The sequence below is a fragment of the Pseudomonas sp. TE9122 genome (assembly GCF_056278925.1).
Map to the genome: position 1 here is coordinate 2,629,273 of NZ_JBWBQI010000001.1, position 23,525 is coordinate 2,652,797.

The following is a 23,525-nucleotide window of genomic DNA, read 5'->3' on the forward strand; positions in this document are numbered from 1 at the left end:
GAAGCGCTGCCGGTTACGCCTCAGAACTGCCAGTCGAGGGTCAGACCGACGCCGTGATCCTTCTCGTTCGAGCCGATCAGGCCGTTGTAGTCAAGGTTGACCCGCACGTCGCGATTGAGCGCCAGCCCGGCGCGCACTCCGACCACAGCAGCGTCACGATCCATCGACACGCTCTGCACGGTGAACGCGCTATTGCCGTTGGCGAAGGCCAGATGGCTGTCGGCATCGACGCTGCTCAGGTTGTGCTGCCAGCCGAGACTGGCGCCCAGTTCCAACTGATGCTTGTCCGACACAGCGAAGCTGCGCTTGGCGCGCACGCCGAGGGTCGACAGCACCACGTCGCGGTTGTCTTCACCACCCTTGAGCGCGGCAGCGTCACCCTTCTCGGTGAAGCTGTCGGTGTTGAGGTGCACGTAGGACAGATTGGCGAACGGCTCCAGGTTCATCGGTTGCAGGCCCAGATCGTATGCGGCCTCGGTGAACACTTGCGCGGTGGTCGCGTCGCGTTTGGTTTTCTGTTTGCCGCTGACGTCGCCGAACTGCAGATCACGTTTGACGTCGATGCGATGCCAGCTGTAGGCGCCGCCGACGGTCAGGCGCAACGCGTCGATTTCATGGCCCAGATACGCACCCAAGTGGTAGCTGTCGACCGACGCCGACGAATGCGTGCCGCTGCCCATGCTCAACGAACTGTCGCTGTAACCGGTGACGAAACCGAGACGGGTATCTTCAGCAATCAGACCGTCGACACCAGCCAGCAGCCCACCGATGGAGCTATTGGAATCGGCATTGTCGTGTCCGCCGTCACTCTCGCCCCACGAGCCGAGGACCTTGACCCAGACGTTGCTGCGATCATCAGTCGGCGCATCGGCATTGAACAGATCACGCTCACGCAGGCGCTCGCCGACGGCTTCGCGCAGGTAGCGGCTGTCGTTGATCAGCAGCGTGCCGATGGCCGGGTGAATCTCGCCGGACAACTGTTGAAAGGCCTGCTGCGCCGACGCCGCGTTGGGCGACAGCAACAGGGTTTCGAACAGCGCGTTGCCCGCACCCAGACGTTCGGCAGCCGCACCGACGGCGCGCTGGTTCGGCGTCAGACCGACGCTGGCGAACGATGCCTCATTGCGCCCGACCGCCAGTTGAATGCCGCCCGCCGAATAATCCAGAGTGCCGCCAAGGAAGGCGTAATTCGGCAAGACCTGACCGAAGCGCCCTTCAATGCCGCCCGCCGCTTGCAGGATGTTGTAGCGAGTGCCGAGCAGGCTTTGCACTTCGCCGGTGCTGAGCAAGGTCGGGCTGTTTTCCAGCGACAGGCTCACCGTGGCACCGTCGATGATGGCTTTGCCGCCCGCAACGATCTGATCGCTGCTGGTTGGCGACAGCTCTACGGCGTAGGTCGAACCCGGCGCGAAGGTCACGTCACCGGCGACGTTCAAGGTGCCGATGGAGTTGCCCGGCGCCACCGTACCGCCGCTGTTCACTGCCAGCGCGCCGATGCGGCCATTGCCGCCGAGGATGCCGCCATTGTTGACAGTGACCGCCGATTGCAGCGAACCGTTGATGGCCAGTCGACCCTGATTGACCAGGGTCGGGCCGCTGTAAGTGTTATTGCCGGTCAGCACCAGGGTGCCGATGCCTTGCTTGGTCAGACCGCCGTGGCCGCCGATGTCGTTGCGCCAGGTGTCGAGGCCGCACGTGATATCGATGCACACGCGTTCGGTGGGTTTGCCCTGATCGATGATCGCACCGATGCCCGGCAAGTCAGCCACGAACTGGCCGGACCCGTAAGCGCCCTGCACGCGGAATTCTTCGGGAATGTCCTGCTCGGTCACGAACATCGCCGGGCCGTTGATGGCCTTGCGCAGGTTGATCATGCCCCAACCGTACAAGGCGTCGATGCCCGGCGCACCGAGGTCGGTCGCAGTGGTGCGCAACACGCTGGCGACCTGGTCGCCGCTCATGTACGGAAAACGCTCCATCAGTACGGCAATGGAACCAGCGACATGCGGCGCCGCCATCGAGGTGCCGTTGTAATTGGCGTAGCTGGTGGTCAGGTTGCCGGCGTTGGTGCCTTCGATGATCGAGCTGTAGATCTTGGTGCCCGGCGCCGAGACGCAGTAACTCGCCGTATAGCCGCAGCGCGAGGAGAACGTGCTGATCACGTACGGATTGGCGCTGGCGGTGTCCGGGTTTTGCTGCAACGCGGCGACGGTGATCCAGTTCGGCGCGATGTCCGGGACGAAATAACCCAGGCCGGCAATGGCGTCGGGATTGTTCAGGTTGTAATCGTTGCCGGCGGCAAAAATGGTGACGATGCCGCTGCGAGCGGCGGCGATGGCGCCGTCGTAAGCGCCGCCGGGTTTGGTGCCGAGCAGCGTGCGGATTTCGTTAAATTGCAATTGCGCGTCGTTGACGGTGAAGTGCGGATACGCCGGATCGCGGCCGCCGAGGTCGAAGCGGTCGGTGATGCCGATGCCCCAGCTGTTGTTGATGATCCGCGCACCGCTGGCGATCAGCGCATCCCAACCGGCCTTGTACACCGCGCCGTCGTTGCCGCGCACGATGCCGTCTTCCGGGCCTGGGTCGCCGTTATCGGCGCTGATGATCTGCGCACCGAATGCAACACCGTGCATCACCCCGCCGTCGCGACTGCCCGCCGCGATGCCGCCGACGTGCGTGCCATGGGCGCCGAGCTTGCCGTTGGAGCCGACCGAGGGTGAACCGTCATAGAGGAACGCATCGCCGGCCTTTACCGGGATGTAAGGGTCGGTGTATTCGCGAATGCCGCTGGTGACCAGGGTGACGACTTTGTTGCTGCCGGAGAACTCCGGATGTGCGGCGTAGACCGGCTGATCGAAGATGCCCAGCTTCACGCCTTTGCCGGTGTAGCCGGCGGCGTAGGCGTAATCCGCGCCGATCGCGCCCAAGCCCCAGTCAGCCTTGAATTCATTGCTGCGCCAGCTCGACGGATCGCCGCTGCGGCCGTTTTCAACGTAAGGCGCTGCCTGTGCCATCGCACTGGCACAGAGCATGGCGACTGTCAGGGTTTTCAGGGCAAAGCGGCCACCCGATTGCGCGGGGGTATTGTTGTTATCCATCCACGACCTTCCTTAGTGATGTTGCGAAGAATCCGGTTGCCTTGATCGTTCCCACGCTCCGCGTGGGAATGCAGCCCGGGACGCTCTGCGTCCCATTGGAACGCGGAGCGTCCCTGGAGGCGTTCCCACGCAGAGCGTGGGGACGATCAATTCCCTTGCTGCACGTGGGAACGATCAGGTTTTGCGACTGCTGCGCAGTCGAGCGGGGATAAATCCCCTCGCCACTGTGGCTCAAACCCATGTAATCAGAACTGCCAGTTCAGACTCAGCCCTACGCCATGCAGCTTCTCGCGGCTGGCCAGTTGGCCGTTGTAATCGAGGTTGACCCGCACGTCCTTGCTCAATGCCAGACTGGCCTGCACGCCGACCAGTGCGGCATCACGTACCAGCGCCGAACTCTCCACTGAGTACGGCGTGCCGCCGCTGGCAAAACGCAAATGCTGCTCTGATTCGATATCGCTGAGGCTGTGCTGCCAGCCGAGACGCGCGCTGACGTCCAGCGCTTGCTGGTTCGAAAGGTTGAAGGTTTTGCTCGCCCGCACGCCCAAGGTGCTCAGCGCCACATCGCGTCGATCTCCAGAGCTTTTGAGCGCAGCGGCATCGCCCTTTTCGGTGAAGCCTTCGGTGTCCAGATGCAGGTAGGTCAGGTTGGCGAACGGTTCCAGCGCCAGCGCTTGCAGCTGCAAGCGATACGCCGCTTCGCCGAAGACTTGGGTGGTGGTCGCGTCAACTTTGGCTTTCTGCTTGGCGCTGACCTCGTCGTATTGCAGATCGCGCTTCACATCGCCGCGATGCCAGCTGTAGGCCGCGCCAGTGCTCAAGCGCCAGGCGCCGAGATCGTGTGCGGCGTAAGTGCCGAGGTGATAGCTGTCGACTTTCGCCGAAGAATGCGTGCCCGAGCCCATGTTCAAGGAGCTGTCGCTGTAGCCAGTGACCAGACCGATGCGGGTCTGCTCGTCCAGCGCGCCGTCGACCCCCGCCAGCAGGCCGCCGATCGAGGTGTTGTAGCCCGCCGTGTCGTGGCCCGAATCGGTACTGCCCCAGGCGCCGAGTGCTTTGATCCAGCCATTGCTGCGTGTCGCCGATTCATCGTGCAGCCGCTCGCCAACCGCATCACGCAACTGGCGGCTGTCATTGATCAGCATCGTCCCCAGCGCCGGATAAATCTCGCCGCTCAGTTGCTGGAAGGCTTGCTGCGCCGAGGCCTGAGTCGGTGCACGAAGCACACTTTCGTAAACCGAATTGCCGGCGCCCAGACCTTCAACTGCAGCGGCCACCGAACGCTGGTTCGGCGTTTGCCCGACGCTGGCGAAGCTTGTGGCATTGCGCTGGATATTCAGCTGGATGCCGCTTGCGGCGTAGTCGAGGGCGCCGCCGATGAACAGGTAGTTCGGCACTACTGCAGCGAACTGCCCCTGCACGCCGCCGGCCGCTTGCAGGATGTTGTACTGGCGACCAAGCAGGCTTTGCGCTTCGGCGCTGCTGAGCAAGGTCGGGCTGTTTTCCAGCGCCAGGCTGACGCTGGCGCCGCTGACGGTTGCCGTGCCACCGGCAACGATGCGGTCACTGCTTGTGGGCGATAGCTCGACGGCGTAAGTCGAGCCCGGGGCGAGTGTCACATCACCAGCGACGTTCAAGGTGCCGATGGAATTGCCCGGTGCGACCCGGCCGCCGCTGTTGGCGGTCAACGCGCCGATGCGTCCGGAGCCGCCGAGGGTGCCGCTGTCGTTGACGGTGACCGCTGAGGTCAGCGAACCGTTCACGGTCAGCAGACCGCCGTTGACGGTGGTCGGGCCGCGATAGGTGTTAGCGCCACTGAGCAGCAATTGCCCGGCGCCGGACTTGATCAGGCTGCCCTCATACACCCGGTTTGCCGCTGCCGCATCACGCAGCATGCCGATGGCGTAATCGGTCTGGTCCTGCTGACTGGCGCCGGCCGGGACACCGTTCTCCCAGCCTTTGTCCTGCAGGGTTTGCTGCCAGGCGCTGTGCTCGGCGAGGTCTTCGCGCTGGCGCTGGAGCAGCGCCTTGTCAGAGATGTCATTGCTCCAGACATCGCGCTGCCCTGCCCCCAGATTCGCGTCGAACGTACCGAGCAATTGCCCCGGCCCGCGCATCGCCCGATTGAGATTGGCGACGCCCCAACCGACGCGCTCGTTCGGTGCGTCGGTGACCGCGCCATCGAGCTGGGTGGCGGTGGTCAGCAGCACCTCGAGCGCCTGCTGATTGTTCATGTACGGATAACGTTCCATCACCAGCGCCAGGGCGCCGGTCGCGTGCGGCGCCGCCATCGAGGTACCGGACTTGATCGCATAACCGCCACCGGGAATGGTGCTGTCGATCTTCGCCCCCGGTGTGGTGATGCACCAGTATTTGGCGATGCCGCACTGGTTGTATTTCTGCTGATTGCTCTGATCGAGCCCGGACACCGCCAGCCAGTGACCTTCCAGATCCGGCTGAAAGTACGGCAGCGCCGAACGTACGCTGGCATTCGGGTAGCCGCTGTTGCCGGCGCTGAAGACATTGATCACGCCGCGCCGGGAAACATCGGCAGCGGCGTCGAGCCAGGTGCCCTTGTTCCAGTGTTGCGCGTAGGCGGCGTGCAGATCCGCGAGAGTGCGGTAACTGACATCCGGCGGCTGACTGCCCCAACTGTTGTTGATCGCCCGCACCCCGGCATTGGCGAGGCTGTCGTAGACCGCTTTGAAATAACGCGGATCAGGGCTGGGGCCGAAGAGGAAACTGTCGTTCTTGTTGGTGTTGCCGACGTAGATTTGCGCGTTGTACGCCACCCCGTGCATGCCGCTGCCATCACGGGCGGCGCCCATGGTGCCGACCACGTGGGTGCCGTGGGAATCGTTGTTGGGGTTGAGCGTGCCGTCGACGTTGAACACTGAGCCATCGACGTAGCTGCCGCTGGCGGTTACCGGGTGATAACGGTCGGCGGAGAATTCGGGGTGGGCGGCATCGAAACCGGAATCGAGCGCGCCGATTTTCACGCCCTTGCCGGTGATGCCGGTTGCGTAGGCCTGATCGGCCTGCATGCGTTCCAGGCCCCAGTCGCGCAGGAACTCGGCGCTGCGCCAACTGGCCGGATTGCCGGGCTGGCCGGGTTCCAGGTATTGCGCCTGCGTTGCCGAGGTCACCAGCAATAGCGTGCCGAGCGAAATCGGCTTGATGCGTACGTCCATGGTCATCATTCTCTTTTTTGTTGTTTTGTTCAGGGCTGATAGCGGTGTCGCCCGTTCCCCTCACCCCAGCCCTCTCCCAAAGGGAGAGGGAGCCGACCGTGTTGTCTTCAGTTATTCAGCGACCTGGAAAACCAGTCGATTACGGATTCAGCACAGCTCGTTCAAGTCGGTGCATCTCGCCAATCTCCCCGGATCGGTCCCCTCTCCCTCTGGGAGAGGGTTAGGGTGAGGGCTGTTGCGCGACCACAAATGCTTCGTCCACCCGCGCCAAATCCTGCTCATTAACGTCTCGGTGCAAAGCCTCAGATCCTGCGGTGTCGCCCGTTCCCCTCACCCCAGCCCTCTCCCAAAGGGAGAGGGAGCCGACCGTGTTGTCTTCAGTTATTCAGCGACCTGGAAAACCAGTCGATTACGGATTCAGCACAGCTCGTTCAAATCGGTGCATCTCGCCAACCTTCCCGGATCGGTCCCCTCACCCCAGCCCTCTCCCAAAGGGGGAGGGAGCCGACCGTGTTGTCTTCAGTTATTCAGCGACCTGGAAAACCAGTCGATTACGGATTCAGCACAGCTCGTTCAAGTCGGTGCATCTCGCCAATCTCCCCGGATCGGTCCCCTCTCCCTCTGGGAGAGGGTTAGGGTGAGGGCTGTTGCGCGACCACAAATGCTTCGTCCACCCGCGCCAGATCCTGTTCGTTCAAAGTCCCGGCGTAGTAATGCAATTTGGTCCAGGCCATGAGGTAGTCGTAGCGTGCCTGGGCCAGGTCGCGGCGGGTGGTGAACAGTTGCTGCTCGGCATTCAACGCATCGAGATTGGTGCGTTCGCCGCCCAGAATGCTTTGTCGGGTCGAGACCACCAGTGCTTCCGCCGACTTCAAAGCCTTCTGATAAGCACGCAATTTGTTCACGCCCGAGAGGCAGGCGCTGAACTGTCGGCGCAGTTCGATCAAGGTTTCGCGGGTTTTGCCATCCAGTTCGTATTCGGCCTGTTCCATGGTGCGGCTGGCCTGACGTGTGGAGGCCGACACCCCGCCGCCGGCGTACAGCGGCACGCTGACTTCAAGGCCGATGGTGTTGGTTTCGTAGCGCTGGTTATAGGTGTTGCCGCTTTCGGACTCGTTGTCGCGCATCGAGGCATAGGCGCTTACTTTCGGCAGATGTCCGGCGCGGTTGCGTTCGACTTCATAGCGCGCAACTTCCACGGCCTGCCGCTGCGAAGCGAGGTTCGGGTTGTTGCTGATCGCCAGTTCATGCCAAGTGTCGAAATTGGCCGGTTGCAGCGTGAAGGTCTGGAATTGCTGACCAAGCGGCGCCAGGTCGCCGATGTCCACTGCCGGCACGCCCACCAGCGCACCCAGCTCACGCAAGGCGGCATCCTGCTCGTTGCGCGCTTCGATTTCCTCGGCAGTCGCCAGCTCATAGCGCGACTCGGCTTCGAGAATATCGGTGCGCGTGCCCTCGCCCTGCTTGAACATGTGTTCGTTCTGCTGGAACTGTTGCTCGTAGGCCTTCTTCTTCGCCTGGGCGATGTCGATCTGGTCCTGGGCGAACAAGGCTTTGGTGTAGTTGTCCAGCACGCGCACCAACAGTTCCTGACTCTTGCCGCGAAAGGCTTCGTCGGCAAACAACGACTGCGCCACGCCTTTGCGATACGCCGCGTAAGCTTCGTAATCAAGCAGCGGTTGCTGCACCGTCAGCGCCGAGCCGTAACTGTTGTAGTTGCGCTCATCGGTGCGGTTGCGCGCACGATCATCCAGAGACGTCGCCTTGGACGAGTTGCGGCCCTTGTTGTAGGTGTAGCCGATCCGTGGCAGCAGGCCGGCGCGGCCAATCACGCGGTTTTCCAGGCCAGCATCGCGCTCCTTGATTGCACCGAGAAACACCGGATCGTTGCGCAACGCCTGTTCGTAAATCTCGAATGGCCCCATGGCCGCGACTGCCGAGTGACTCGCGAGCAGCATCATTGCCGCCCCCAGCATTGAAAGCTTTTTCATACAGCCGAACATCCTTATTCCTCGGTCAACGCGGAACCGGCGCGATCGAGCAGCGGTTTGAACAAATAGTTGAGGAGTGAACGCTCACCGGTGCGCACGAACATTTCCGCCGGCATACCGGGCTTGATCACCAGGCCGTTGAGCTTTTCCATGGCCTGATCGCTGACGCTGCTGCGCAACACGTAATACGGCACGCCGGTTTTCTCATCGACCATCTGGTCGGCGGAGATCAGGCTGACTGCGCCGGGCACGCGCGGGGTTTTGCTCTGGTTGAACGCGGTAAACAGGATGTCCACCGGCAAATGCGTGCCGACCTTGTCGATCAGGTTGATCGGCAAGTGCCCTTCCACTTCCAGGGTGGTGCCTTGCGGAACGATCTCCAGCAGGGTTTCGCCCTGACGCACCACAGCGCCTTCGGTGTGCACGCCGAGGTTGACTGCCACGCCATCGGCGGTGGCGAGGATCTCGCTGTGTTGCAGGTCGAAACCGGCGGAGGTCAATTGCTCGGACAGGGTTACGCTTTTCAACTGCGCATCGGCCAGTTGCGTGCGCACTTCCTTCTGGTATTCCTCGCCGTGCTGCTGCAACTTCAGGCGCGATTCAAGGATGCCCTGCTCCACACGCCCGCTTTCGCCGGTGTTTTCCGCCAGCTGCTGCTGCACCTGCGACAGTTGCCGCTGGTAGTCCATCAAGCGATTGCGCGGGATGTAGCCGTTGTCGGCCAGCGGTTGCAGGTTGCTCAGTTGTTGTTGCAGGGAACTGGCCTGAGCATTGAGGTCGCTGCGGGCGCGGCGCATGCCGGCCAGTTGTGCGGTGGCGCCTTCGATATTGGCGCGCAGTGCCGCTTGTTCCCGGGAGAATGCTTCGCGGCGGCTGCTGAACAGTTGCCGCTGGCCTTCCAGCACCAGCGCCAGGCGCGGGTCCGGGTCGTTGCTCAGCTCGGCCGGAAAGGTCACTTGCTTGAGGTTGTCGCGCTCGGCTTGCCAGCGCGCGAGGCTGGCCCAAGCCATGCGGTACTGCGCCTGTAGCGATTGCACGTCGGCAGCCACTTGCGTCTGATCAAGGCGGAACAACGGCTGGCCCTGCTTCACGATCTCGCCTTCGCGCACCAGAATCCGGCTGACCACGCCGCTGCTCATCGACTGCACGGCCTTGCGCTTGCCCGAGACCACCACGGTGCCCTGCACCGGAATGCCCTGATCCAGCGGCGCCAGTGCCGCCCAGGTGAAGAAACTGCCAGCGCCGACGATGGCCAGAATCCAGCCCATGCGCGCGAAGAATTTCGCATCACGCTCCGGGCGCTCGGTGAGGTAGGCGTGTTCCATGTTCGCTTCGTTTTCAGTGTTCATGCTGGCGCTGCTCATACACCCGAATTCCTTGTCGAGGGCTGATACTGCCGGCTCATGCTGAGCCCGCCCGGTGTTTGTGCGGCTTTTTCGCGTTGCTGTTCGTGCTGGCCGGAAAGTGCCTTGAGCACATCCTGACTCGGGCCGAACGCCTGCAAACGACCATCGTTGAGCACGAGCAATTTGTCAGCCTGAGCCAGCACCGAAGAACGGTGCGTGACCAGAATCACCGTGGTGCCTTGCGCCTTGAGTTGCGCAATGGCGCTGGCCAGTGCGGCTTCGCCGACGGTGTCGAGGTTGGAATTGGGTTCATCGAGCACCACCAGACTCGGCGTGCCGTACAGCGCGCGGGCCAGGGCCACGCGTTGCTTCTGGCCACCGGACAAGCCGCTGCCGTCCTCGCCCAGTTGCGTGTCGTAGCCCTGCGGCAGGCGCAGGACCATCTCGTGGACACCGGCCTGTTGCGCGGCGGTGACGACTTTTTGCGGGTCGGCTTCGCTGAATCGTGCAATGTTTTCGGCAATGGAGCCGCTGAACAGCTCGATGTCTTGCGGCAAATAACCAATGTACGGGCCGAGCTGATCACGGTTCCAGCGGTGGATATCAGCGCCGTCGAGGCGCACCGTGCCGCCCAGAACCGGCCACACGCCGACCAGCACTCGAGCCAGCGTCGACTTGCCGGAACCAGACGCGCCGAGCACGCCGAGCACTTCGCCAGCACTCAGATTGAAATTGACCATGTGCAAAGTGGCCGCACGCTGCCCCGGCGGGCCGGCGCTGACTTGTTCGAAGCTGATCTGGCCTTTCGGTGCCGGCAGTGCCATCGCCTCGTCGCTAGGCGGAAACGCCTGCAACAGCGCATCAAGGCGCCGGTAAGCCAGCTTCGCCCCGCTCCACTGCTTCCAAACGGCGATCAACTGATCGATCGGGCTCAGTACGCGACCCATCAGGATCGAACCGGCGATCATCATCCCCGCAGTCATGTCGCCCTTGATCACCAGCAACGCGCCCAGGCCCAGCACCAACGATTGCAGGCACAGGCGCAGGGTCTTGCTCAGCGAACTGATCACCGCACCGGTGTCGCTGGCCTGGTTCTGCAAGCCGAGGAAGCGCGAATGCACCCCGAACCAGCGCTTGCGCAGCGAGCCGAGCATGCCCATCGCCTGAATGGTTTCGGCGTTGTGCAAGTGACTGGTAGCCAACTGACTGGACTGCTGGGAAAAACCGGCGGCTTCGCCCAGCGGTTTTTTGGTCATGTATTCGTTGAGGCAGGCCAGTGCGATCAGCAGCAACGCGCCTGCCGTGGCCAGCACGCCAAGCCAGACGTTGAACAGGTAAATGACAAACAGATAGACCGGGAACCACGGCGCATCGAAGAAGGCGAACAGCGCCGGGCCGGTGACGAACTGGCGGATGTGGGTCAGGTCGCCCAGCGACTGCCCGGCGTTACCCTCACCCTTGAACAGGTTGCGCTCGAACGCGGCCTGATAGACGCGCAGATTGAAGCGCCGCTCCAATTGGCTGCCGATGCGGATGACGATAAAGCTGCGGATCACTTCCAGCAGGCCGATGAAGGCGAAGAACCCGACCACCATCAACGACAGCATCGCCAGAGTGGTTTCGTTCTGTGACGACAGCACCCGGTCGTAAACTTGCAGCATGTAGATCGACGGCACCAGCATCAGCACGTTGATCAACGCAGTGAAACAACCGACGCTGATCAGAATGCTTTTATAGTCGCCCAATGCCTTGATTAACGGAGCGGCCGGAGACTTCGCCATCTTCATTGATTCTTCCTGAGTTCATAGTCTCGTCGGTGCGGACGAGCATTCCATTGATATTTCGCGTACCTGCCAAAGATCATTTGCAAGTAGTGCTTACAATTTCATAACAAGTTGATCGGCTTCGCGGTTATAACGCTCAGTTATTGCAGTACATCAACTTCGCGCAACTACCCAGCCACCGCTTAGTGCCCGACGCGTTCGAGCAAGATAAGCAATTGCGAACTCAACCTGCTTGTGTAAGAGCCATCCCCCCGGCGGCTGAAAAAGGCGATTTTCGAACCCTCCTTGCCAGTGATGGCAATGCCATCGGGTTCTGGAAACCAGCCAATCGGGACTTCGCTCAACCACGCGCCCAGACAATCGGCGCCCTCGCCCAAGGTCTTGTCTGGCGCAAGATCGACAACGCATGTGTTCGACGGCTTGTCTTGCAACGACCGCGTTTCGGGTGTGTCGTTGTGACCGGTCAATGTGGCCTGCCAGCGCCCGGCGAATGCCGAGGGTTCTTCGAGTCTGAGGCTGCTTGCCATGCTTGTCGCTCCGGTCATCATCAGCGTGACTGCCATCAGCCATGCCATCGTCGTGTCAGTTAAAACGTATCGAGTCATAGGAAATTTCACTTCCGCTCGTAGCCTTGCTCGGGGATCAGGCCGATGCAAGCGAAGAAAGCGACGCACGAGGCGCCGCTTTCCTTTCACATCACGCCACGATGTCGCTGGTCGCAGCCTGGCCCACGGTGCTGACGATGAAGTCAGCCACGCCATGCCCGGAGAAATCCACCGACAACAGGCTATTGCCGCCCGACGAGGTCAACACTGCGTCGCCGGCCGAACCGGTGAAGCTGTTGACGAAGTGCAGGCCCGCACCGTTGGTGATGCCGGTCAGGTCGATTTTGTCCAGACCGCTGACGAAATCGAGGATCTGATCGATCGCACCTGGCTTGGAGTCCGAGCTGGCGGCGAACACGAAAGTGTCCGAACCGGCGCCGCCCCACAGCTTGTCGGCACCGCCAGCGCCGTACAGGATGTCGTTACCGGCACCGCCCTTCAGCTCGTTGGCCACGCTGTTGCCGATCAACAGATCGCTGCCCGAACCACCAATCGCGTTCTCGATGACCGCGCCCTTGGCGATCGACACGTTACCGACCATGCCGCCAACGTCGGAGAACGAAGCGCTGTTGAGGTTGATCTTCTGGTTCTGGGTGAAACCGGAGAAATCCAGGGTGTCCTTGCCGCCGGCATCCCACACCGAGAACACCACTTTGTCGCTCGACGACGACGCGCTGAGGAAATCGCGGCCGGTATTGGAGTTGAAGCCGTAGGTGGTGTCGCCGGTGCGGGTGGTGGTGTTGGCGCCGTAGAGTTTCTGGATGGCTGCGATGTCGTCCATCAGCGGGCCGGACGAATAGGCTTCGACGCCGCCCTTGCTGAAGTTCTGGTTGGTGTTGCTCTCGCTCCAGTAACTCATGACGCTGTAGCCACGGGTGTCCTGGCCGTAGGTCGCGTCGTTGTAGGTCGGGTTGCCGTTGCCGGCGTTGTAGTCGCCAGGGTGAGCAAGGCCCAGGGTATGGCCGATTTCGTGGGTCAGGGTCTGACGACCGTAGTTGTTCAGATCCGGGTTCTTGTTCTGCGTGTAACCGCTGTTGATCAAGTACCACGAGGTGCCGTCATAACCGGCGCCGGTCCCCGGCAGATAGGCAAACGCCGCAGCGCCATCCTGGCCACCGCTGTAGTTACCGAAGGTCATGTGCCCGTCGCCGCCCGAGGCTCTCTCGGTGAAGGTGACATTGGCCACATCGGCCCAGGACTGCATGGCGAGCTTGGCCTGCGCCTGTTGCTGCGCGCTGAACTGACTGAACCCGGTGATCCCGTGCTTGTTCATCGTGCTGTTCGAGGCCGAGGTCAGGAACGTATAGGTGAGTTCGATCTTGCCGCTGCCGTCCTTGTCCTGGTAGGCAGCGCCGTCACGCAGCAATTGCGTAGCCGCCTGGTCGACGGAGTACGAGGGTTTGCCATTGACCGTGAGGTTGCCGCCGCGGTCGTACTGATGGCTGAAGCCATTGATCTGGTTGTACGCCGAGCTGAAGGCAGCCAGCTGGAAAGCCTGTTCGGCGGAATCAACAGCATTGGTTTTAACTTTCGACATAAACACACTTCCTTGTTTAGCAATGGAACAGTTTTTGTCCGACAGGACGATCTTTGGCGAGATCGTCCTATCACTCGCCCAATGAAGGCGTAACGAACCTGACACAATTGGAAATCTGTCGTAAAGGATTTTTTTGCGATCCAATTTGGTGGTATCAGGAAACTGCCGTAAACAAAGCGTGCGGGGAGGAAAGATTGTTTTTAGTTGCGATGAGGGCGGAAATTGTCTGACGATTTTCTATTTAAATATTAAATATCGCTAAGTTTGAATTTGTTGGGCAAGTCACACTTTCAGTCAGCGGTGCCAGTGCTTTGATATCAACTATGCTGATTCATTGAATAACAAATGTGGGAGCGAGCCTGCTCGCGAAGGCGCCAAGCCAGTCAACATAAGAGTCGAATGACAAACCGCTTCGCGAGCAGGCTCGCTCCCACAGGGGTCTTGTACGTTGGCCTGAAAAAACTCAGCTGCCGGTACGAATCTTGTTCCAAACCCGCGTCCGGATCCGGTCGATATTCAGCGGCATCGCTTCCAGCGCGAACAGCTTGCCCATCATTTCCGCACTCGGGTAAACCTTGGTGTCGTTCTTGATCGCCGGATCGATGAGCGTGTCCGCCTGTTCGTTGCCATTGGCGTAGTGCACATAGTTGGTGATGCCGGCCATGACATCGGGGCGCAGCAGGTAATTCATGAAGGCGTATCCGGCCTTTTCGTCCGGTGCGTCGGCGGGCATGGCGACCATATCGAACCAGATCGCCGCGCCTTCCTTGGGAATCGCATAACCGATCTCGACGCCGTTCTTGGCTTCCTTGGCGCGGTTCTCCGCTTGCAGGATGTCGCCGGAAAAGCCGACTGCTACGCAGATGTCGCCGTTGGCCAGGTCACTGGTGTACTTGGAGGAATGGAAGTAGCTGACATAGGGCCGCACTTTCATCAGCAAAGCTTCGGCTTTTTTGTAGTCTTCGGGATTCTTGCTGTGGTGCGGCAGGCCGAGGTAGTTAAGTGCCGCTGGGAGCAGTTCCGGGCCGTTGTCGAGGATCGCCACGCCGCACTTTTGCAGTTTTTCCATGTATTCGGGTTTGAAGATCAGATCCCAGGAATCCACCGGCGCGTCGTCGCCCAGCACCGCTTTGACCTTGGCGATGTTGTAGCCGATACCGGTGCTGCCCCACAGATAAGGGAAACCGTGCTCGTTGTTCGGGTCGTTGGTCTGCAAGGCTTTGAGCAGTGCCGGGTTGAGGTTCTTCCAGTTCGGCAACTGACTCTTGTCGAGTTTCTTCAGCGCCCCACCCTGAATCTGCCGCGCCATGAAGTGGTTCGACGGGAACACCACGTCGTAACCGGATTTGCCGGTCATCAATTTGCCGTCGAGGGTTTCGTTGCTGTCGTAGACGTCGTAGGTGACGCCGATGCCCGTGTCTTTCTGGAAATTCTTCGTGGTGTCCGGGGCGATGTAGTCGGACCAGTTGTAGACCTTGACCGTCTCGGCCGCGTGACTGACGGAAGCGGCCAGCAGCAGCGGCGCCAATGCGAGGGTTTTCTGGATCATGGGGCGATTCCTGTATGGGCTTTTTTTGTTGGCAGGCAATCAAAGGATCGAACAATCAGAAAATCAGCACGTAGCTCTTGCGCACGGTTTCCTGGATATCCCAGATCCCGAGCGTGTTGGCTGGCAACATCAGTGCGTCGCCGCCTTGTATGTGCAGGGTTTCGCCGCCACCGTCGGGGGTGAAGGTGCAGCGCCCGGAAATGAAATGGCAGAACTCCTGCGCGGTGATCTGCCGCCGCCAGCGGCCCGGGGTGCATTCCCAGACGCCGGTTTCGACACCGTCGTCGCGCTCGACGCTGGTGGTCGAGGCAATTGCGACAGGTTCGCCGAGGGGCACGGCGACCGGGTTGGACTCCTCGAGTTCGAGCCCGGCGGTGTTCTTGAATTGGGTGATGCTCATGGCGTGACCTGTTTGTTGAGGGAAACGACGTTCAGTGCATGAAACCTTCCATGAACCCGGCGACTTGGCTGGCGAGCTTGCGCCGCCAGGGCGCGGTCGCCGGATTGGCCAGCGTCTGGTCTTCATGCACGAAACTTTTGATGATCGCGTTGTAGCCGAGCCAGCGGCATGGCTCTGGCTCCCAGGCACGCAGCGCGTGAATGCCACCGTCGGGCAGGACCCACGGTTGTTGGGTCAGCTCGCTGTCGCGCTCGAGAATCAGATCGGCCAGGGTGCGCCCGCCAAGGTTGCTGGCGCCGACGCCCTCGCCGCCGTAACCGCCCGATAGCGCGATGCCGTTGGCGCGGTCGCAAAGCATGTGCGGCTTGAAATGCCGCGACATGCCGAGGTTGCCGCCCCAGGCGTGGGTGATTTGCACATTTTTCAGCTGCGGGAACAGTTCGCCGAACAGATAGCGGCGCAACTCGACTTCATCGCGAGTGAGGTTGAAGTCATGGCGCAGCTTGCCGGCGAACTGATAGCCGCCACGGGCGCCGAAAATCAGGCGGTTGTCGGCACTGCGCTGGCCATAGGTGACTTGACGGCTGAACTCACTGAAGGCCTGGCCGCGATTCAGGCCGATTTCGTCCCAGGTCGCGGCGGACAGCGGCTCGGTGGCGACAATCAGACTTTGCACCGGCAGCTGATAGCGGCCCAGCGGCGGCAACGTCACCGAATAGCCTTCCACGGCCGGGACGATCCAGCGGCTGCGTACGCTGGCCTTGGCAGTGCGCAAACTGCCGGATTGCCAGTGGGTAACCGGGCTGTTTTCGTAGATTTTCACGCCCATGTTCTGCACGGTACGCGCCAGGCCACGGACCAGTTTCGCCGGGTGAATGGTCGCGACATGGGGAGCGAAGATGCCGCCGTAGGGCTTGGCCACGCGGATCTGCTGGGCCAGTTGCTCGGGACTCAGCCAGCGGTAATCGTCGTCAGTCAGGCCTTGGGCATGCAGCTTGTTCAGGTAATCGCGCAGAACGGTTTCCTGCTCTGGGTAGCGCGCAGCACAATAAAGCACCCCGCCCTTGCGGTAATCGCAGTCGATGCCTTCGCGTTCAACGACGATCTCTACTTCATCAGGAATGCTGTGCAGCAGATCAAACGACGCCCGCCGTTGCTGCGGCGATAAGCCTGCGAGCAAGCGATCCTCACCCAGCAAGTTACCCATCAGCCAGCCGCCATTGCGTCCGGACGCACCGAACCCGGCGGTTTGCGCCTCGATGATGGCGATATCCAGGCCGGGCGCCTGTTTTTTCAGGTAGTACGCCGTCCACAGTCCGGTGTAACCGGCGCCGATGATCGCCACGTCGACATCTAGATCCCGCTCAAGCGCAGGGCGCGCCAGCAGCGGTTCATCGAGCTGATCCATCCACAAACTGATCGTGCGCCACGCCGACATGCCAGACTCCGCCACTGAAAACCTTCGATGGCGTCGATCCTAGTGGCTGCCTTCAGTGGATGTCTTGCGCGCGTGCCCGCAGAGAAATTTGTTTGGCGTAGGCCTTGGGCGACTGGCCGGTGTGCTCGCGAAAGCATTTGTAAAACGCCGACAGCGAATTGAAACCGGCGGCAAACGCCAGCTCGTCGACGCGCAATGGCGGTGCGGCGCTGTCCAGTGCACGCAGCAAATGCTGCAGGCGCGCCTGGTTGACGTAGCGATAAAAGCTTTGCCCGAGTACCTGATTGAGCAGATAGGAAATCTGATTGCGGCTGTACCCGCACTCCTTCGCCACCCTTTGCAGGTCAAGCTCAGGGTCCAGATAAGGCTGCTGCTTCTCGAAATACTGCTGCAGGTCTTCGGCCATGAAGCTCAGTTGGCGCGGTGACAGACCGAGACGACTGACCGCCGGACGGCTCGGTGCCGAACTGCCGTTGGTTTGGGTACGCACCAGCGAGGCGTATTCATTGACGCGCCATATCAGGCCGTCCTTGACCGTGATCGCTTCGCTGGAACGGAACGACACCAAACCATCGCCGCCACGCAAGGTCACTTCGTACTGAATGAACGCGGTGTTGCCATCCACCCGGATGCGGTCGCAATGCTCGAGCAGTTCGTCGGATTCTCGCGGCATGCTCACGCGCACGTAGTCGCGCAACTCATTAAGACCGAGTACACGGTTCTGAAAGAAATCGCTGTACTGGATATCGGCGTGATAAAGCGCCATGACGCTGTCCAGATCCCGGTGTTTCCAGCTCAGGTGATAGCGCATGACCGTGGCGGCCGTGGCCTGGGTCTGTTCTGGGCCGTCGTCATCGGCGTGCATAAGCGGCTCGGCGAAAAAGAACCGAGCTTGCCCAACTTCCTCTGCCGCTTCAATGAAAAATCCATGGTGGCGTTTTGGCGATAATCGATGAGCCAGTGACTTACATCAAAAAATGCGAATCAATCGCTAAACGGACTGAAAAAACTCACAGTTTTTTCACACACGGATGCTACTTTTAAAGCTCAAGCACTGGTTGAGCCAATGAAGGCTCTTCCCACCTAACATGAGCAAAAGGAAGCGCTCGATGAAGCAGGCGGGCAACACCATGAATAAAGGGTTCAGCAAAGTCACCTTTCCAAATGCTTGCCAGCTGATGCGCTGGCATTTTCATCCCATGGGTTTCGAGGCGACGATGGATGCGCCGGGCAGCCTGATCGCCCGTCTGTTTGATCGTGCCAGCGGCGAAACCATGATCGCCATTGCCGGCATTCCCTGCGCAACGGTGATGAACGCGGCGGACGTCGAGCGCATCATCGAGGCCATCGAAGATGAGCTGGAAGCTTTCACTCCTCCGGAATCTCTCAAGAACTACGCATAACCGCCTGATTTAAAACAAAAAGCCCGCAGCGATGCGGGCTTTTTTATTGATCAGGCGCTGGCCTTCTCGGTTCGATGATCGACGAAGAACGGCTTGCCCTTGGCAACTCGATCCGATGCCCTCGGCATGTTTACCGCTTGGGTTTCCTGCGGTTCGACGTACCAGTAGCAATGGCTGACGGCGCGCGTGATACCAACGTAGGCAAGGCGCAGGATTTCGTCTTTTTGCGCATTGTCGTACGGCTCGCTATCGCCACTTTTGCCCAATCCCGCCATGCGATACACCTGGTTCTTGTACGGAGAACTGGTCAGATGCTGGCAATCACCCAGCAGGAATACCGCATCAGCCTGCAAGCCTTTGGCGCTGTGATAGGTCAGCTGTTTCAGCCGCCGCGCATCATAGGGCAAGCTCGAATCCACATTAATTACAGGCTGAATATGCTTCTCAATCAATAACTTATCGCTGCTTTTTCGATAAAGCATCAGGATTGAATCACCCCGCCGGTAATGCTCGGCCAGACGCTGCCCCAACGCTTCATCGTCACGCTCAAGCACGTTGACCGGGTGAAGCGGCTTGGGCTCACCACTGGCCTTGGCCTTCTTGCCTGCGATCGCCGGCGCTGCACGGACAATGTGTTCGGCTGCGTCGATGATGTGCTGATGGCTGCGATAGTTGTCACTGAGCATCACTCTCGTGGTGCTCGGGGAAGGAAATTCCTTGTTGAACTCCATGAAGTAGCTCGGAGAACTGCCGCGCCAGCCGTAAATCGACTGCCAGTCATCACCGACGCACAATAGCGACGACCGCTGCGCCCCTCGCCCAACGTGCATGGCCGGGCCACGGCTGCGGATTTCATTGAGGCTGGCGCGAATCCACGAAACGATCTGCGGCGATACGTCCTGGAATTCGTCGATCATCAAATGCGCCATCGGCCGCAGCAACTCATCGCTGAGCAGCTTGAGGTTGTCCGGCGAGTGTTCGCTGAACAACGCGAACATGCGGTTGTAGGTCATCACTGGCGGTTTCTGATCCAGCAGGTGATCTTCAAATGCGCGCCAGAACAGGCTCAGGGCCTCAAAGAAAAAACGATCAGGATCGTCCTTGGCGAAGCTCATCCGGCTGACCGCGTCCGGCACATCCAGGCCGAGGTTTTCGATGAAGCCCGCCGCGGCGACAAAACAGTCCAGCAATGGCGCGGATGCCAGCTCGCCCTTGACCTTGTAATCAAATCCGGGACCGGCGCTGGCATCTCCGGCCAACGTCGCAAGAACGCGCCTGGATGACTCGTAACTATCCATCCATATCAATGGCTTACGGCAGAAAGCTTGAAACAGAGTGCGCTTGACCGCCCACTCTGCACGGACACTCAGCTTGGTGTTGGGTCGGGTCAGCTGGGCGTTTTCCTTGGGATCAAAGCCGAGCACCACCCAGGCATCGAGGCTGGGAATATAGCCGTGAGCGTGGAACTTCGAGCCATTGATTTCGAAGGCCTGCCGATTCGGCTCGATGCCTTTAATGGGCCACGCACCGGCGCGAAACCACAGATCCTCGATGACATCGCAGAGCTCTTCATCGCGCTTGGCCGCCAGTTCGGTGACCGCCATGCGTTTCTGCACATCGGGGTGGTCGCGTTCCAGTTCCTTTAATTGCAAACCCGCGCGGGACAGCGGCTGGATCAACTGGCGGAAACGCTCATCGTCGTTGAACAGCCGGTGATAACAAGCGTTCAGTTGCTGCCGCTGCGCGTCGTTGATCCGCAGGTCAAACGGATTGCTGTCGACCTCCTCTGCGCCACTTTGCGGGCGATCGCTGAGGTTCTCGAAGGCCTGCAAGCGCTCGAAACCCGGCAGGCTGCGCACCATCGGCAGGATGCGCGAGTGGAAGGTTCGCACCAGTTCGCGCGCCTGCTTGAGGTTCAGCGGCTGCCCCCACAACGTGAATATTTCGATGAGCTTGTTGATGAAGTCCTTGCGCGATTCACGGGTGAAGGTCACCACAGTCATCGAATCCAGCTCAAAACCCAGATAATGGCTGAGCAACAGTATGCGCAGCACCAATGTGGTCGACTTGCCGGCGCCCGCACCGGCGACCACCGAGGTGGACGGCGTATCGCTGAAGATCATTTTCCATTGCGCGGCGCTGGGCTGGGCGTGGGCCGGGAGCAAACGAGCGACGTCAGCCTTGATGCGTTTTTTCAATTCGGCGGTGAGCGGCAGGCGCCAGTCATCGAACAGGTTGTTATCGACGCTGGGCGGCCGATGCTCGGTGTTGCGGCTGTCGCGAATCAGCAGAACCTGGCGGCCTTCCTCCAGACCCTCAAGCTTGCCCTCCTTGAAACCATATTCGACGCCGGCTGTGTGGCCACTGCGAAATCCGTCAGCTTGCCCGTGCAGCCACGATGCCCGGTGCTGCGCGCGCAGCTTGGTCAGACCGTGACCAAAGAATCGCGCGGCCAGACGCTTGAACCAGGGCATCTCGGCCAGTGGACGAAGTTCAGGGGGAAGATCGGGGGTGTGTTGCGCCACGCTGACGGACTCCAGGGTGTGAGGCTGTGGCGGCTATGGTGTCTGGATTTGCTGATGAGTTCTAGCGAAATGCTTACAGGTCATCGGTTTAGGCGACGAATTGAAAGTCGGATGAGACGATTTTGAGGCAAATTCCTATCAAATAACCTGATCATGATGCGGCAGTTTTTGCGCTTTTTATCGATGATTGCTTGATAGATGATCGTCGTCATCAACCACGGGGCCCGCCCCCTGACGAACCTAATTTAAGGAGACGATCATGCTTGAACTCAGACCCTTCAGCTCGCTGGGCGGCGCCCATCATGGCTGGCTGGACGCGCATCACCACTTTTCGTTTGCCGAATACTACGATCCGCAGCGGATGAGCTGGGGCAACTTGCGCGTGTGGAACGACGACATCATCGCCGCAGGCACCGGTTTCCCGCAGCATCCGCACCGCGACATGGAAATCATCACTTACGTGCGTGAAGGTGCCATCACGCACCAGGACAATTTGGGCAACAAGGGCCGCACCGAAGCCGGTGACGTACAAGTGATGAGCGCCGGCACGGGCATCGCCCACAGCGAGTACAACCTCGAAGACAAGGAAACCAAGATCTTCCAGATCTGGATTCTGCCGACCGAAACCGGTGCGCCGCCGTCCTGGGGCGCCAAGCCGTTTCCCAAAGGCGAGCGCGAAGGTTTTGTCACATTGGCCAGCGGCAAGGACGGTGACGATGAAAGCCTGCACATTCGCGCCAATGCGCGTCTGGTGGCGGCGAACATCAAGGCCGGTGAAACCGCTGAATACCGGCTAGACGAAGGGCGTCGCGCCTATCTGGTTCCGGCCACTGGCGTGATCGAGGTCAATGGCTTGCGTGCCCAAGCGCGTGACGGTGTGGCGGTGGCCCATGAGCAAGTGCTTACGGTCACGGCAATCGAAGACAGCGAGATCGTACTGGTCGACCTGGCTTGATCTGCAGGCAATAAAAAAGGGCAACCCTCATGGTTGCCCTTTTTCATGTGCGCATTATTTGCTGGAAATGGCGCCATCTACCAAAGTTTGCGCCTCGGCCACCAGTTGCTTGAGGTGGTCATCGCCGAGGAAGCTTTCGGCGTAGATCTTGTAGATGTCTTCAGTGCCCGAAGGACGTGCGGCAAACCAGCCGTTTTCGGTCATGACTTTCAAACCACCAATGGCCTGATCGTTGCCCGGGGCATGGCTGAGGATGCTCTGGATCTTTTCGCCTGCCAGCTCGGTCGAGGTAACCTGTTCCGGCGCCAGCTTGCTCAGCAGTGCCTTCTGCTCAGGGTTGGCCTTGGCGTCGACGCGTACCGAGAACGGCTCGCCCAGTTCGTCGGTCAGCGCGCGGTAGGCCTGACTTGGATCGCGCCCGGTGCGCGCCGTCATTTCGGCGGCGAGCAAGGCTGGAATCAGACCGTCCTTGTCGGTGCTCCATACACCGCCATCCTTGCGCAGGAACGAGGCGCCAGCGCTCTCTTCACCGCCAAAACCCAGCGAACCATCGAACAGGCCATCGGCGAACCATTTGAAACCGACCGGCACTTCGTAGAGACGACGGCCCAGGCGCTTGGCCACGCGGTCGATCAGGCCGCTGCTGACCACGGTTTTGCCCACGGCGGCATCAGCGCGCCATTGCGGACGGTTCTGGAACAGGTAGTCGATGGATACCGCCAGATAGTTGTTCGGCGCGAGCAAACCACCGGACGGCGTGACGATGCCGTGGCGGTCGTGGTCCGGGTCGCAGGCAAACGCCACGTCGAAGCGCTCTTTGAGGCCGATCAGGCCCTGCATCGCGTGGCTGGACGACGGATCCATACGGATTTGGCCGTCCCAGTCGACGGTCATGAAACGGAACGTTGAATCGACCTGTTTATTCACCACTTCCAGGTCGAGACGGTAGTGTTCGGCAATGGCCGACCAATAGCGCACCCCTGCTCCGCCCAGCGGATCGACACCCAGACGCAGCTTGGCGTCGCGGATGGCATCGAAGTCGATGACGTTGATCAGGTCGGCGACATAGGTGTTCAGGTAATCGTGGCGATGGGTCGTGCTGGCCTTGAGCGCCTGCTCGTAGCTGATGCGTTTGACCCCGGCCAGTTTGTTCGCCAGCAGTTCGTTAGCCTTGGCTTCGATCCACTTGGTGATGTGGGTATCGGCCGGGCCACCGTTGGTTGGGTTGTATTTGTAGCCACCGCTCTGTGGCGGGTTATGCGACGGCGTGATGACGATACCGTCCGCCAAGCCAGAGGTCCGGCCGCGGTTGTAGCAGAGAATGGCGTGGGAAATTGCCGGGGTCGGTGTGTACTCATCGCCTTCGGCGATCATCACGGTGACGCCGTTGGCGGCGAGGACTTCCAGTGCGCTGGCGCCCGCCGGGGTCGACAGTGCATGGGTGTCGATGCCGACGAACAGCGGGCCGGTGATGCCCTGGGCTTCGCGATACAGGCAGATCGCCTGGCTGATGGCCAGAACGTGCCATTCGTTGAAACTCAAATCGAACGAACTGCCGCGGTGGCCGGACGTGCCGAACGCCACTCGCTGGGTAGAAATCGATGCATCAGGCTGGCCGGTGTAATAGGCCGTAACCAGTCGCGGGATGTCGACTAACAGTTCTGCCGGTGCCGGTTTGCCCGCAAAAGGACTGAGTGTCATGC

At 60.6% G+C, this 23,525-nt stretch carries 15 protein-coding genes; 2 read left to right on the forward strand and 13 right to left on the reverse strand.

Features of this window, described 5'->3' with window-relative positions; genetic code table 11:
- Positions 1 to 20: 20 nt before the first annotated feature.
- The 11 genes from ACZ9BE_RS11910 to ACZ9BE_RS11960 all read right to left on the reverse strand — a co-directional run bounded on the left by ACZ9BE_RS11910 (position 21) and on the right by ACZ9BE_RS11960 (position 17,804).
- On the reverse strand, positions 21 to 3,098 hold the full coding sequence (locus ACZ9BE_RS11910; protein WP_476249466.1) for an autotransporter domain-containing protein: 3,078 nt from the start codon (positions 3,096 to 3,098) through the stop codon (positions 21 to 23).
- A 245-nt stretch (positions 3,099 to 3,343) separates the two neighbouring features.
- Entirely contained in the window at positions 3,344 to 6,289 is a 2,946-nt protein-coding gene (gene eprS, locus ACZ9BE_RS11915; protein WP_476249467.1) for an autotransporter serine peptidase EprS, read from the reverse strand.
- Between the two features lie 632 nt (positions 6,290 to 6,921).
- Positions 6,922 to 8,292 carry a TolC family outer membrane protein gene (locus ACZ9BE_RS11920; protein ID WP_476249468.1) on the reverse strand — a complete coding sequence of 457 codons (1,371 nt, stop codon included), beginning with the start codon at positions 8,290 to 8,292 and terminating at the stop codon, positions 6,922 to 6,924.
- 2 nt (positions 8,293 to 8,294) lie between these two features.
- Positions 8,295 to 9,644 carry an HlyD family type I secretion periplasmic adaptor subunit gene (locus tag ACZ9BE_RS11925; RefSeq protein WP_041480285.1) on the reverse strand — a complete coding sequence of 450 codons (1,350 nt, stop codon included), beginning with the start codon at positions 9,642 to 9,644 and terminating at the stop codon, positions 8,295 to 8,297.
- Positions 9,641 to 11,413 carry a type I secretion system permease/ATPase gene (locus ACZ9BE_RS11930; RefSeq protein ID WP_056789839.1) on the reverse strand — a complete coding sequence of 591 codons (1,773 nt, stop codon included), beginning with the start codon at positions 11,411 to 11,413 and terminating at the stop codon, positions 9,641 to 9,643. Before ACZ9BE_RS11930 ends, ACZ9BE_RS11925 begins: the two co-directional genes overlap by 4 nt.
- Before the next feature lie 179 nt (positions 11,414 to 11,592).
- On the reverse strand, positions 11,593 to 12,015 hold the full coding sequence (locus ACZ9BE_RS11935; RefSeq protein WP_476249469.1) for an AprI/Inh family metalloprotease inhibitor: 423 nt from the start codon (positions 12,013 to 12,015) through the stop codon (positions 11,593 to 11,595).
- 91 nt (positions 12,016 to 12,106) lie between these two features.
- Positions 12,107 to 13,552, reverse strand: coding sequence for a serralysin family metalloprotease (locus ACZ9BE_RS11940; RefSeq protein ID WP_476249470.1), 1,446 nt, complete (start codon positions 13,550 to 13,552; stop codon positions 12,107 to 12,109).
- A 463-nt stretch (positions 13,553 to 14,015) separates the two neighbouring features.
- Positions 14,016 to 15,101 carry a polyamine ABC transporter substrate-binding protein gene (locus ACZ9BE_RS11945; RefSeq protein WP_150740902.1) on the reverse strand — a complete coding sequence of 362 codons (1,086 nt, stop codon included), beginning with the start codon at positions 15,099 to 15,101 and terminating at the stop codon, positions 14,016 to 14,018.
- 55 nt (positions 15,102 to 15,156) lie between these two features.
- Positions 15,157 to 15,501 carry a cupin domain-containing protein gene (locus ACZ9BE_RS11950; protein ID WP_056789830.1) on the reverse strand — a complete coding sequence of 115 codons (345 nt, stop codon included), beginning with the start codon at positions 15,499 to 15,501 and terminating at the stop codon, positions 15,157 to 15,159.
- 31 nt (positions 15,502 to 15,532) lie between these two features.
- Positions 15,533 to 16,939 (reverse strand): NAD(P)/FAD-dependent oxidoreductase, encoded by a 1,407-nt coding sequence (locus ACZ9BE_RS11955; RefSeq protein ID WP_056789827.1) that lies wholly within the window; start codon positions 16,937 to 16,939, stop codon positions 15,533 to 15,535.
- A 52-nt stretch (positions 16,940 to 16,991) separates the two neighbouring features.
- The gene (locus ACZ9BE_RS11960) at positions 16,992 to 17,804 is read right to left on the reverse strand and encodes a helix-turn-helix domain-containing protein (RefSeq protein ID WP_252882090.1); all 813 of its coding nucleotides are present in this window, start codon (positions 17,802 to 17,804) and stop codon (positions 16,992 to 16,994) included.
- 265 nt (positions 17,805 to 18,069) lie between these two features.
- Here ACZ9BE_RS11960 and ACZ9BE_RS11965 point away from each other — a divergent pair, with 265 nt between their 5' ends.
- Complete coding sequence (locus tag ACZ9BE_RS11965; protein ID WP_041480416.1) at positions 18,070 to 18,342, forward strand: DUF1652 domain-containing protein; 273 nt, start codon at positions 18,070 to 18,072, stop codon at positions 18,340 to 18,342.
- 50 nt (positions 18,343 to 18,392) lie between these two features.
- Here ACZ9BE_RS11965 and ACZ9BE_RS11970 read toward each other — a convergent pair whose 3' ends face one another.
- A complete protein-coding gene (locus tag ACZ9BE_RS11970) occupies positions 18,393 to 20,867 on the reverse strand; it encodes a UvrD-helicase domain-containing protein (RefSeq protein ID WP_476249471.1) in 2,475 nt (824 codons plus the stop codon).
- A gap of 259 nt (positions 20,868 to 21,126) precedes the next feature.
- Between ACZ9BE_RS11970 and ACZ9BE_RS11975 the strand changes: the two genes are divergently transcribed.
- On the forward strand, positions 21,127 to 21,822 hold the full coding sequence (locus ACZ9BE_RS11975; protein WP_016774845.1) for a pirin family protein: 696 nt from the start codon (positions 21,127 to 21,129) through the stop codon (positions 21,820 to 21,822).
- 54 nt (positions 21,823 to 21,876) lie between these two features.
- Here ACZ9BE_RS11975 and pgm read toward each other — a convergent pair whose 3' ends face one another.
- Complete coding sequence (gene pgm, locus ACZ9BE_RS11980; protein ID WP_056789815.1) at positions 21,877 to 23,523, reverse strand: phosphoglucomutase (alpha-D-glucose-1,6-bisphosphate-dependent); 1,647 nt, start codon at positions 23,521 to 23,523, stop codon at positions 21,877 to 21,879.
- Between the last annotated feature and the right edge of the window lie 2 nt (positions 23,524 to 23,525).

What these genes read in the sequence shown, in the direction of transcription:
- ACZ9BE_RS11910 (WP_476249466.1), bottom strand. Translation starts at nt 3,098, where the DNA reads ATGGATAACAACAATACCCCCGCGCAATCGGGTGGCCGCTTTGCCCTG.
- eprS (WP_476249467.1), bottom strand. Translation starts at nt 6,289, where the DNA reads ATGGACGTACGCATCAAGCCGATTTCGCTCGGCACGCTATTGCTGGTG.
- ACZ9BE_RS11920 (WP_476249468.1), bottom strand. Translation starts at nt 8,292, where the DNA reads ATGTTCGGCTGTATGAAAAAGCTTTCAATGCTGGGGGCGGCAATGATG.
- ACZ9BE_RS11925 (WP_041480285.1), bottom strand. Translation starts at nt 9,644, where the DNA reads ATGAGCAGCGCCAGCATGAACACTGAAAACGAAGCGAACATGGAACAC.
- ACZ9BE_RS11930 (WP_056789839.1), bottom strand. Translation starts at nt 11,413, where the DNA reads ATGAAGATGGCGAAGTCTCCGGCCGCTCCGTTAATCAAGGCATTGGGC.
- ACZ9BE_RS11935 (WP_476249469.1), bottom strand. Translation starts at nt 12,015, where the DNA reads ATGACTCGATACGTTTTAACTGACACGACGATGGCATGGCTGATGGCA.
- ACZ9BE_RS11940 (WP_476249470.1), bottom strand. Translation starts at nt 13,552, where the DNA reads ATGTCGAAAGTTAAAACCAATGCTGTTGATTCCGCCGAACAGGCTTTC.
- ACZ9BE_RS11945 (WP_150740902.1), bottom strand. Translation starts at nt 15,101, where the DNA reads ATGATCCAGAAAACCCTCGCATTGGCGCCGCTGCTGCTGGCCGCTTCC.
- ACZ9BE_RS11950 (WP_056789830.1), bottom strand. Translation starts at nt 15,501, where the DNA reads ATGAGCATCACCCAATTCAAGAACACCGCCGGGCTCGAACTCGAGGAG.
- ACZ9BE_RS11955 (WP_056789827.1), bottom strand. Translation starts at nt 16,939, where the DNA reads ATGTCGGCGTGGCGCACGATCAGTTTGTGGATGGATCAGCTCGATGAA.
- ACZ9BE_RS11960 (WP_252882090.1), bottom strand. Translation starts at nt 17,804, where the DNA reads ATGCACGCCGATGACGACGGCCCAGAACAGACCCAGGCCACGGCCGCC.
- ACZ9BE_RS11965 (WP_041480416.1), top strand. Translation starts at nt 18,070, where the DNA reads ATGAATAAAGGGTTCAGCAAAGTCACCTTTCCAAATGCTTGCCAGCTG.
- ACZ9BE_RS11975 (WP_016774845.1), top strand. Translation starts at nt 21,127, where the DNA reads ATGCTTGAACTCAGACCCTTCAGCTCGCTGGGCGGCGCCCATCATGGC.
- pgm (WP_056789815.1), bottom strand. Translation starts at nt 23,523, where the DNA reads ATGACACTCAGTCCTTTTGCGGGCAAACCGGCACCGGCAGAACTGTTA.